The following is an 11,621-nucleotide window of genomic DNA, read 5'->3' as shown; positions in this document are numbered from 1 at the left end:
CTCCTTTCTCGATGAAAACAATCTCTTACTAATCAATCCAATAATTCTTATCAGTTCCTGGAACCTGCTGTTCAACAGGTGGTGGAGTCATATAGTCTGCTCCAAATTCGTAGGCAAGAATTTCATGGTATTTTCTCGGAGCCTTCACTACGATATTTTCGTATGGCATATCAATCAGATCATAGAGCCATTCTTTTTTGATTCCCTCTGGACAACTTGGATCAAATATCGTACAGGTAAGATCTGTAGCTTGATTTACACTATATTTCAAAGCAAGATTCTCTAATTTTTGATTCCAAGTTTGTGGAGAACTTAGGCGAAAAATAGCTGATCCAATATAACGAGGCAGATTTTTTATCCCCCCATTTTCTGATTTAATTCCTTTGAAATTCAAAGAAGAAAGGCGGACAAAATGTTTATAGAGCTTCATTTTCTTACAATCACTTTCCTCCGTCACGACACCATCGTATGGAAAAATGTCAACGCAAGTTCCCAATACGACTGTCGGGTCCAGAAGATTGGCATCTCTACGTGTTCTAATATCATGGACACGCATATAACTGTACGGATAGCCTTTTGTTTCTCTAAATGAAATCAATTTGTAGTAGGGATGATTCTCATTTTTTAAAACCTTATAAAGCTTTTCAAATTCATCTCGCGCTAAGGAAATATCCGTATCATCATCCCAAGGGATAAATCCTTTATGGCGGACAGCTCCTAGTAAGGTTCCAAAATCAATAAAATATTTAATCTGATGCTGTTCACATAGTTCATGTAGATACTTTAAAATATCCAACTCCACTTGTTTTATTTCTTCAAGACTTAAAACTCTCTCAGACATACTTTCTATTCTCCTAATTTTGACTAATTTTTTAAACAATTTTTAACTGCGATTTGCTTACTTAGAACTTTTAGTGATTTTCCACAGTTTAAAATCATGGTGAGATACTCTTTGTTCAAGAGGGGGCAATTGCATGTAATCTCCGTAGTCAGAGGTCAAAATTTCATGGTAGTGTTTTGGAATCATAAATTCCTTACCTTCAAATGTTCCCACAATCACTTGTTCTAACCACTCACGTTTCCAAACTGGCTTATTCATATCCTTGTAAATTAAATAATCAACTTGCTCGTAGTCAGCAACTGCTCTAGATTTAGCAAGCTCATCAATTTGCTCAACATACTTATTCGTATTTGTGAAATAGAAAATGACAACAGAAATATAACGAATCAAAGAATTCAGTAGACTTTTTGTATTTGTAATTCCTTTAAAAGTGTAACAACTCAATTGACGTTTCTTTATGAGTTTCGTCATCTTGTTTTTAAAGTCCGCATCATCTTCATAACCATCTACAGGGAAAATATCCACATAGATTCCCATATTTGAATCAATTCGTACATCTTCTTCGAGCAAGTAGGTATGGTTATCCTGCACTTTCATAAAAGGATAGACATAGTTGAGATTATTTTTATAAGACATGACTTCATAACGTTCATCAGGATGAGCGATGAGGTAATCTTGTAGTTTCTCATAGTCTTCTCTTAGCATGCAAATATCCATATCATCGTCCCAAGGGATAAAACCTTTATGGCGAACCGCACCAATCAGACTTCCATATGCTAAGAAATACTTGGCACCAATTTTCTGACAAACTTCATGAATGTACCCCATGATTCCAAGTTCCATCTGTTGAATTTCACTGACATCTGTTACTTCTTGATACCGAACTCCTTCATCCCGTTTGCAAACCACTAGTCCATAACCGATTGCCAACCAAAAGATGATATTGATAAAGTTGGTTGAATACATAATCTGACTCTCAAATAATTGACCAAACAAGATACCAAAGAAAAGGATCATAATCAATTTATCAGTATTTTTCTTGGAAACAATCAAATACGTTAAAAAGCGCTTGATGACATAACCCAATATAAGAAGGAAGGATACCAAGCCTAGAACTCCCGAACTGACAAATATGGTTACAAAAATATTATGGAAATTCCCACCAATAAGGGAGTTTTGAATCTCAAATTTACTGAAATATTCTGTATAGTAATCTGGAACATTCCGTACACCATAACCAAAAATTGGTTTGGCACTTCCCATCTTGATGGCATTTTTCCAGATATAGGTTCTACCACTTGGTGTTGTTTCAATTAGATGGAGTTCACCGTTCTTCTTAGTGATAGACGAATCTGTCTCAGCGTAGGATTGTCCTTTGTTTAAGTCAAAAACAGTCGCAGTTTCAGATGCGATATAGATTGAGGTTGCATAGCTTAATCCAATGTTGGTTGCAGTAATAAGCAAACCAGCAACTATAAAAGTGAGGAATCGTTTAACGATACTTCCTCTAGTAGCAAAGAAACTATAGAGTCCAATCATGAGAAGTAAAGAAAGTAAGGCTCCTCGACTTTGCATCGTAGCGAAGTAAACTAACTGAATCACATTGTTCAGTTTTAGATAAACAGAATATTTACTTCCTTTATGGATCAAATATATAGCCAAAATAATGCTAATGTATGAAAATATCGCACTAGCATTAGGATTAACAATCCCCCACAGACGTCCATTCATGACACCATAGTAATAAGATTGTTCGCCAATCTTAAATAGGATAAGGACTCTACTTACCAATAAACCAAACGCAAAAATTGCTGAAGAAAAAGATACAATTTGAACCGTATAGGCAATCCAGTCAAATAATCTTTTAAGCTGACCCGATTGTAACATGGCAAATAATAAAACATAGGTTACCATGAAAAGGATTTCAATCACATTTCCAATCAAATGTCCAGAGCGATTGAATACTGCCGACAGTAGATGGCTTCCAGATAGGAGTCCAAATAAGGATAGAAATTTACGATCTACTGTAATCTGTTTCCACTTAAACAACAATGTGTAGCAAATATAAAGTACAACAATCGCTGACAATCCCTTATAGATTGGATTTGCTACCTTATAAACTAGTGAACTCATACTTAAAATCGAAATAAAAACAAACAGATATGCAATCCATAATTTTGATTTTTCAAAGTATTCATCCATTTTTGAAAAATTCATTTTCAACTCCTTCTCATGATATTAGTTTTTTAATCCAACAACTTTCTTATATAGCCATGGAGAAATGACAAGTGAAAGGATCGCTACCTTGCGAAAAGTAGTGAAATAAGCATCCTTCCATATTTCGCGTCGATGCTGAACAATCCAAGTCCTCAACTCAGCTTTCTCCTTTTGATACTGTTCAGATGAAGTAAAGATAATTTTATCGTAAACTGTGATGTACGACCAACATTCTCTATTTTTTAATTCGTATTTTAAATTAGGAAAGGCTTGTGAAACTTGAGCGATTATTTGCTTATAAACTTCTATTGTGTCAAATACATGCTGATTAACAGATGTTGTCGCACTTCCCTCACGATGATCATAATAATAAATTGGTTTGTCAATAAACACACAACTACATCTTGTCTTTAGTAGCAATTCAGTTAGAAATAAGGCATCTTCAGCTAGATGATAATTTGTATTAAACTTTTCATCCGCAAGCAGGTCTCTCTTAAACAGTTTAGCAACTGGAAAAAATGACGTTCTAGTGGTCATCAATAATTCTTTCATGGTTTCTTCTGTTGACCAGATTTCTTTTTTTCCAGAATGAGGAGGTAAGTCTGTCAAAATGCCGTTTTTAATATGGTGCAGAGGAGCAATAACAAAGCCTACATTCACCCCTTCAACTGCACTTGCTAAAGTAGCTAGGTAATCCTGGGTAACGAAATCATCGCTATCAATAAAGGTGATCCAAGCACCAGTCGCCAGCTTGATTCCCGTATTTCTCGCATTTGAAACTCCAGCATTTTCAAGATGATAGATCTTGATATTCTCATGCTGAGAGGCTAAGTGATCACAGATCTGTCCGCTGGAATCAGTTGAGCCATCATTGATCAGAATTAGTTCAAAATTGGTATAAGTTTGATGAAGAATTGACTCCACACATCGCTCCAGATAGGCTTCTACATTATAGACTGGAACAATGACGCTAATTTTTTCTCCCATCATGCTCCGTATTCTCCCTTGTACTCTGTGTAGCTCTTGTTCATGTCTGCTATAATGGCATCATGATGCGGTACTTGCTTGTCTGCTGGTGGTGGTGTCATATAGTCCCCAAAAGCAGTTCTGAGATAGGCATCATAACCGACTGGAATGGGCATCTCTGTTCCTTCAAATGGCAAGAAGAGATTATCTTCAAAGGATGCGATTGGGTACTTGTTTCGCATATAGCCAGGACCTGAGCATAATTCCGTGATTCCATCGCTCTCAGCTAGATTGTACTTGGTCATTTCTTTCTCAGCTTTTTTCCAAATGCGATAGCGTAGAGATTTGGGAGTCAAACCGAGTAAGATACGACTTCCCCATTTCATGACTGCACCATGCTTTTCTGGGATAGTTTGGGCGCAAAAAAGGGAATAAATCAAGGCCCAGCGAACCTGTTTCTTACGCTCAGCTGGATTTTTAGGATAATAGTCCAAAGGTAAAACATCCAAGGCTAAACCATGTGGCAAATCCAAATCCTGCTGATAAGGCTTGATACAAGTTGTTTCTTTATCACGAATAGTAATAAAAAGGTTACGGTCTACAAAATCTTTGTTACTCTTTGACAAGAAATAACGCTCATCTGCATAACGTGGCCACAGTTCTGCTAATTTTTCATAGTCCTTTCGTGGCATGAAAAAGTCTAAGTCATCATCCCAAGGAATGAAACCCTTATTACGAAGGGCGCCAATTGCACCCCCTCCACAGAGATAGCACAACAAATCATGTTCTTTACAAAATGCGACAAAATATTCAGCCATTTCCAGACTACGAGCCTGAATCGCTTTCAAATCACTCATGTCTCTCCTCTTCTGTCCAATAACGAGTTATATCGTTTTATTATACCATAAAAAAGCCTTAAAAATCCATCAGATACCGTAAAAAATCAAAGCTCAATCCACTCTTTTCACCAGTGAATGAAGCTTTGATTTTCATTTATCTACCTCTTATCTCATTCCCATTTGGGCGAGTTTAGTCCGATATTTGTTTTGGTCGACAAGTAGACCTTGTCCTCCGTAGACATCATAAGCATCTACCCAATCGCCAAGTTCTGGCACTGTCAATCTTTCAATACCATTCTGTGCACCTTCGATAACTGACAAACCATTGGTCAGCAGGAAGGTATAAGGTAGATTGGTTGAGGTCATTCCAAAGACCTTTCCAAGTGCTTCTGATCCTGTAAAGAGTTTGGTTGGATCTTTGATTTGCTCAAGAACAGCTGACATGACTTGCTGCTGGCGTTTGGTACGACCATAGTCTCCTTCATCATCATCACGGAAGCGAGCGTAATTGAGCAAGGTCGAGCCATTCATCTGCTGTTTCCCAACTTTAATAGTTTGAGTTGGTGATTCCGTTTCTGTTGCATGTAGGTCATCTCCAACTGTAGCTTCTGTTAGAGGCTGGCCATTTAACGTTGAAAACTTAGCGTCTATAGTCACTCCATCAGGAAATAGTGTATCAATAGCAGTTGCGAAGGCCTGAAAATCCACTAGAGCATAGTACTTAATGTCCAAATCAAAGTTGTCTTTTAGAACCTTGCGAACCATTTCTGCTCCTTTTTGCCCCTCCTGCTCCCCAAGTTCATAGGCCACGTTGAGTTTATTATCCGTTTGTTTCTTGCCATTCACAATCTGACTGTAGCCATCAATATAGACTAGGTTGTCACGCATGAAGCTGACTAGCTTGATTTTCTTATCCGAACCACTAACATTCAACACCATAATCGTGTCTGTGCGAGTTTCTGCACTATTTTGACCAATCCGACCATCTGTCCCCATGATTAGGATATTCACCCCGTCTTTAGTATCTTGACCATTAAACACCTGTACTTGTGCCGCTTTTGCATCAGCTGGCTTATTGCTAGTAGTTGCCGACTGGAAACCTCGAAGGAACATAATAATCATGCCCGCAGCCATACAAGTTACCAACAGTAAAAGCCAAATTAGAACTCGTTTAAAAAATCTTCTTGGTTTCTTCTTTTTCACTTTTGGAAGAGAGGAAAATTTCTGATGTCTATTCGAGCGACTTTGATTGGAATACTGTGGAATCCCAATGTCCTTCCCTAGATTTTTTTCCCTTTCAACTTCATTAGAGGGAAATCCACCGTCCATTTTTCTTTTTAAATAGTCAAATTCTCTCTTTTCTCTGTCATTTAGGTAATGAATATTCTTAAAAAGGTAGTCATAGCGTAACTGCTCATGATGACTTAAAGGGCTTTCTTTGCTCATAGGCTCTCCTTTCCTAGGTCCCTTATGGTGAAAATAGGGTAGGTTCCCAGTATCTTGTACTGGATTCCAATTGCTTCTAGTTCTTGTCTGGCAAAATGAACCAGCTCTTTCGCACTATAATCCACATCAATAATGAAAAAATATTCTCCCAAGGCTGTTTTCAAAGGGCGACTTTCAATCTTTGTTAAGTCAATCCCTCTCCAAGCAAAGGTCGAAAGTGCCTTGTAAAGAGCACCGGGAAGATTGTCCGGTAAGGTTAAGGCCAAACTCATTTTTTCTGAATAGGCATTCAAAGGAATGAATGGTAAATCTACACCCAAAACCCAAAAACGAGTAAAATTAGCTTCCATCTCTTGAATATTCTCGGCAATTAGCTCCAGTCCATACTCACTAGCTGAGTTTCTAGGGGCAATAGCTGCAAAAGGTTGGTCTGGATGTTCAGCAATAAAGCGAGCTGCATAAGCTGTACTTGCCGTCACTTCAAGCTGGGCTTCTGGATAATGCTCCTCTATGAATTTCTTTCCCTGAGCCAGAGCCTGAGGATGAGAAAAAATCTTCTCAATTTTTGACTGACCTGGAACTGCCATCAACTGCTGATGAATGGGCTGAACGATTTCTGCAACTGCTTGGATGCGAGCCTGATGAAAAAGGTAATCCAAGCTTTCATGTACACTTCCCTCAATGGAGTTTTCAACTGGTACCACTGAATAGTCCACCACGCCCTGTTCATAGGCCTTGATAACATCTGTGATGTTGGCAAAGGCTTGTAATTCCTCATTAGGAAAAGCAGTCTGCACAACGTGATGCGAAAAAGATCCCTTAGGACCTAGATAGGCAATTTTCATCTCAGTTCCTCTATAATTTCCTCTGGGCTTAGCTTGGTCACATCCAGAACCCGACTAGCCACTTCCTCATACCAAGTCTGTCTTTCTTGGAAAATACTGGCTAATTCTTTCTTGCTTTTGTTAAGAAATAGCGGGCGCTGATTGTCCTTATCAGCTACGATACGTTGGTAGAGAGTTTCAAAATCTGCTTTTAGGTAGATGTTATCAGGATTGGTCTTGAGCAAGTCACGATTTCGCTGAGAAATAACAACTCCTCCGCCAGTTGACACAACTCGGTCCGTTTTTAGTAAATCAGCTAGAACTTCTGACTCCACCTGACGAAAGGCTTCTTCTCCATTTTCAGCGAAAAAATCCGCAATGGACATTCCCAAACGTTCCTCGATTAAGGCATCCATATCTAGGTAGTCTGGATCCAAACGTCTAGCGATTGTTGACTTGCCTGCCCCCATAAATCCGAGTAATACCTTAGCCATGAATCAAGCTCTCCAAATCATCAAAGAAGCTAGGATAGCTGGTATTGATGGCTTCAGCACGGTCAAGTTCCACTTCTCCATCTGCAACCAAGAGGGCTGCGATGGCTGTCATCATTCCGATACGATGGTCACCAAAAGTATTGACTCTAGCGCCATGAAGGTTTGATTTCCCTTTGATAATCATCCCGTCTGCTGTAGGAGTGATATCCGCCCCCATACTATTTAAAGCATCTGCCACCACCTGAATGCGGTCGGTTTCCTTAACCTTAAGTTCTTCAGCATCCTTAATGACCGTTACACCTTGCGCTTGGGTCGCTAGAAGGGCAATAATCGGCAATTCATCAATCAATCGGGGAATCAAGGCTCCACCAATCTCCGTTCCTTTTAAGTCAGAAGACTCGACAGTTAGGGTTGCAGATTTTGCGACTGGGTCGATTTCAGTTATTTCTAGTTTTCCACCCATGGCACGAATGACATCAATAATACCAGTACGCGTTTCATTGATGCCCACATTCTGCAGCACCACACGAGAGTTTGGAACAATCAAACCTGCGACCAACCAAAAGGCTGCACTGGAAATATCTCCTGGAACGACTACCTTTTGTCCGGTCAGTTTTTGAGATCCTGAAACAGTGATCCTTTTACCATTCACACTTAAATGGCCACCAAATTGCTGCAACATGTCTTCTGTATGGTTACGAGTACACTCTTTTTCAATAATAACTGACTCCCCCTGAGCCTGCAAGGCTGCAAACATCAAGGCGGACTTGACCTGAGCAGAGGCGATTGGCAACTCATAGTGAATCGGTCTTAAATTTTTCGTCCCTTTGAGGCGAAGAGGAGGCAGGTCTCGCTCAGTTTGCCCCGAAATGCTAACGCCCATTTTTTTCAGAGGAATCGTCACACGATCCATAGGACGTTTAGAAAGACTATCATCTCCAAACATCTCTACTTCGAAGTCTGCACCAGCAAGGACACCTGAGATCAGGCGAATCGAGGTGCCAGAATTCCCCATATCCAAGGCGTTTTGTGGCGCTTTTAAGCCATCCATTCCAACACCTTGAATGGTAATAACCCCATCTTTGTCCTCAATTTTAACACCAAGGTCACGAAAAACCTGCATGGTTGAGAGCACATCCTCTCCACGCAGAATATCATAAACCTTAGTCTCGCCCTCAGCCAAACTTCCAAAAATAATCGAACGGTGGCTGATAGACTTGTCACCTGGTACCCGGATACTGCCATGTAAGTGGCGAATGTTTGTTTTTAGTTTCATAGTTGACCTCATACTTGCAATACTTTTCTTATTTTATCACAAAAAAGCCAGAAATTCCTGAAATTTCTGGCTTTTATACAGATAAAATACTATTTCAACAATTCTGAAACAGGTTCAAAGACAATTTTTTCAATGTCCGAAAGGTAAATCGATAATTGTTGCTGTTTGGCAAAGAAATCTGACAAAAGAGTGTTCTCTTGGATCTGCTTGCTGAAGGACTGCATCTTTTCTTGGAAAGAGGCATCTGGCATTTGTCCAGTTTGCGCCATGACTTGGATTTCTTGCTGGAAGGCAAGGTAGTCTGCAAAAATCTTGCTAGCTTGTTCATCTGCTTGGATGGCATCTTTTGCCGCCTTAACCGCCTTGTATTCTGGTAATTCGCGTAAACCGCGACTAAGTTCATTTGCAGTATCGTAAATATTTGACATGATTTTCTCCTTATTTGATGACGACTGTGTAGTCCGTATTTTCTGTAATTAAGCGCTCAGCTCGTTCTAAATCTTGAGCATTTTTAAATGAAATTTGTAGAATCCCGTGAACATCCTCACGGTTTTCTTCGTTGATGTGGATATTAACCAAAGAAGTTCCTCTTAGCAATTCCAAAATTTGCAAGATAACATCTTCTTCATCGGGAACATCGACATAGAGGTCATAAGAACTATCCACACCACCACGTTTATGAATTTCCATGGCCTGACGTTGCTCACGCGCTTGGTTGAAAAAGTTCCAAATCTGCTCTTCTTCCCCCTTGCTAATAGCCTGACCAATCCCATCTAAGCGTTCCTTGAAATCCTCAATCCGCTCTATGATGGCCTCGCGATTGGACAAGAGAATGGAAGTCCACATACCTGGTTCACTCTCTGCAATCCGGGTCATATCTCGAAAACCACCCGCCGCAAAGCGCCTTGTCATCTCATGTTCTCTTGCATAGACTGCTGTTTGCTCCATGAGACCCGATGCCAAGATATGGGGAAAATGGCTAATCTGTGAAGTCACCCGATCGTGCTCCTTGGCATCAATCTCGATAAAGCGAGCATGAAGACCAGACAGTAGGTCCTTCATTTCCTCAAGCGTATCTGGACTAGTCAAACTCGATGGCGTAAAGATATAGTAGGCATTTTCAAAAAGATTAACATCCGCAGAGGCAGCCCCTGTTTTGTGGCTACCAGCCATAGGATGAGCCCCGACAAAGCGAACCATCTTGCCAGCCAAATACTGCTCCGCCGCATCCACAATGTCTGACTTGGTCGAACCGGCATCCGAGATAATGACGCCTTCTTTCAAATCTAAATCTGCCAGCTCCTTAATAAAAGCAATGGTCTGTTTGATTGGCAAGGTCAGGATGATGACATCTGCTAGGGGAGCGAAACTGGCAAAATCATCCGTCGCACGGTCTATCATGCCTTTTTTCAAGGCAATATCTCTCGAAGCCTGACTGCGATTATAACCTAAAATTTCATAATCAGGATGATCGCGCTTGATACCGAGTGCCATCGAAGCACCAATCAAACCGAGACCTGCGATATAGATTGTTTTTGCCATAAGGACTCCTTAATAGTTCTTTGTATAGTCTCGGTGTTTAGCTACCGCTTCTTTTAATTCCTCAAGATTATCTGATGAGAATTTTTCAAGGATTTCTTGTGCTAGAACCGTTGCTACAACGGCTTCCATGACCACACCTGCTGCTGGAAGAGCGGTCGGATCACTTCTCTCCACGGTTGCCTTGTAAGGTTCATGGGTTTCGATATCCACACTCATAAGTGGTTTATAAAGAGTTGGAATAGGTTTCATGACGCCACGAACAACAATGGGTTGCCCATTGGTCATACCACCTTCGAAACCACCCAGATTATTGGTGCGGCGAGTATAGCCCTCTTCTTTAGACCAGAGAATTTCGTCCATGACTTGGCTGCCTTTGCGGTAACCAGCTTCAAAGCCGAGACCAAATTCCACCCCTTTAAAGGCATTGATAGAGACAACTGCTTGGGCCAATCGCGCATCCAATTTTCTGTCCCATTGAACATAGGAACCGAGGCCGACTGGAACACCTCCAACGACCGTTTCGACAACCCCACCGATGGTATCGCCGTCACGTTTGATTTGGTCAATATAGTCCTTGATTTCTTGTTCACGGTCTTGGTTGACAATAGAAACTTCAGACTGGGCAGCTCGTTCCTTAATCTCCGCAACTGTCAGATTTTCAGGTACATCGATTTCCTTGCCACCAAAGACCACGACATGGTTGGCAATCTCTATATCCAGCTCAGCTAAGAGACGTTTAGCTACTGCCCCGACTGCCACCCGCATAGTTGTTTCACGAGCTGATGAACGCTCCAAAGAATTTCGCAAGTCATCAAAACGGTACTTGATTCCCCCAACCAAATCGGCATGACCTGGACGTGGATGGGTGATTTTTCGCTTGCTTTTAAGACGGTCTTCAATGTCCTCAGCAGACATGATGTCCAGCCATTTCTGGTGGTCCTTATTGATAACATCCATGGTAATGGGAGCCCCTGTCGTCTTCCCGTGACGAACACCCGATGTAAAGACAACCTGATCACTCTCAATCTTCATACGACCACCGCGACCGTAGCCACCCTGACGGCGTTTCAGATCCTCATTGATGTCCTCTACTGTTAAAGGAAGGCCCGCTGGAATTCCTTCAATAATAGCCGTCAAACGGGGGCCGTGTGATTCTCCTGCAGTTAAATATCTCAT

General features: G+C 40.8%; 11 protein-coding genes. All 11 read right to left on the bottom strand.

Going from position 1 to position 11,621, the window contains the following annotated elements; all coding sequences use genetic code 11:
• Positions 1–28 precede the first annotated feature (28 nt).
• A complete protein-coding gene (locus EJF26_RS01330; protein WP_000004184.1) occupies positions 29–841 on the bottom strand; it encodes a LicD family protein in 813 nt (270 codons plus the stop codon).
• A gap of 57 nt (positions 842–898) precedes the next feature.
• Positions 899–3,058, bottom strand: coding sequence for an O-antigen ligase family protein (locus EJF26_RS01325; protein ID WP_001011690.1), 2,160 nt, complete (start codon positions 3,056–3,058; stop codon positions 899–901).
• 21 nt (positions 3,059–3,079) lie between these two features.
• Positions 3,080–4,048 carry a glycosyltransferase family 2 protein gene (locus EJF26_RS01320; protein ID WP_000971791.1) on the bottom strand — a complete coding sequence of 323 codons (969 nt, stop codon included), beginning with the start codon at positions 4,046–4,048 and terminating at the stop codon, positions 3,080–3,082.
• Positions 4,045–4,881 carry a LicD family protein gene (locus tag EJF26_RS01315; protein WP_001281446.1) on the bottom strand — a complete coding sequence of 279 codons (837 nt, stop codon included), beginning with the start codon at positions 4,879–4,881 and terminating at the stop codon, positions 4,045–4,047. The genes EJF26_RS01320 and EJF26_RS01315 overlap by 4 nt, the downstream gene beginning before the upstream one ends.
• A 147-nt stretch (positions 4,882–5,028) precedes the next feature.
• Entirely contained in the window at positions 5,029–6,309 is a 1,281-nt protein-coding gene (locus tag EJF26_RS01310; protein WP_000032490.1) for an LCP family protein, read from the bottom strand.
• Entirely contained in the window at positions 6,306–7,154 is an 849-nt protein-coding gene (gene pheA, locus EJF26_RS01305; RefSeq protein ID WP_000686440.1) for a prephenate dehydratase, read from the bottom strand. Before pheA ends, EJF26_RS01310 begins: the two co-directional genes overlap by 4 nt.
• Entirely contained in the window at positions 7,151–7,627 is a 477-nt protein-coding gene (locus EJF26_RS01300) for a shikimate kinase (RefSeq protein WP_001151398.1), read from the bottom strand. The genes pheA and EJF26_RS01300 overlap by 4 nt, the downstream gene beginning before the upstream one ends.
• Positions 7,620–8,903 carry a 3-phosphoshikimate 1-carboxyvinyltransferase gene (gene aroA, locus EJF26_RS01295; RefSeq protein WP_000769899.1) on the bottom strand — a complete coding sequence of 428 codons (1,284 nt, stop codon included), beginning with the start codon at positions 8,901–8,903 and terminating at the stop codon, positions 7,620–7,622. The genes EJF26_RS01300 and aroA overlap by 8 nt, the downstream gene beginning before the upstream one ends.
• Positions 8,904–8,992: 89 nt before the next feature.
• The gene (locus EJF26_RS01290) at positions 8,993–9,331 is read right to left on the bottom strand and encodes a YlbF/YmcA family competence regulator (protein WP_000065997.1); all 339 of its coding nucleotides are present in this window, start codon (positions 9,329–9,331) and stop codon (positions 8,993–8,995) included.
• A 10-nt stretch (positions 9,332–9,341) separates the two neighbouring features.
• Positions 9,342–10,445, bottom strand: a complete 1,104-nt coding sequence (locus tag EJF26_RS01285) for a prephenate dehydrogenase (RefSeq protein ID WP_001140493.1) — start codon at positions 10,443–10,445, stop codon at positions 9,342–9,344.
• 9 nt (positions 10,446–10,454) lie between these two features.
• Positions 10,455–11,621, bottom strand: coding sequence for a chorismate synthase (aroC, locus tag EJF26_RS01280; protein ID WP_001269892.1), 1,167 nt, complete (start codon positions 11,619–11,621; stop codon positions 10,455–10,457).

It is taken from the genome of Streptococcus oralis subsp. dentisani (genome assembly GCF_007475365.1).
Taxonomy (GTDB): domain Bacteria; phylum Bacillota; class Bacilli; order Lactobacillales; family Streptococcaceae; genus Streptococcus; species Streptococcus mitis_AX.
This window is presented reverse-complemented; position numbering and strand designations above follow the sequence as displayed.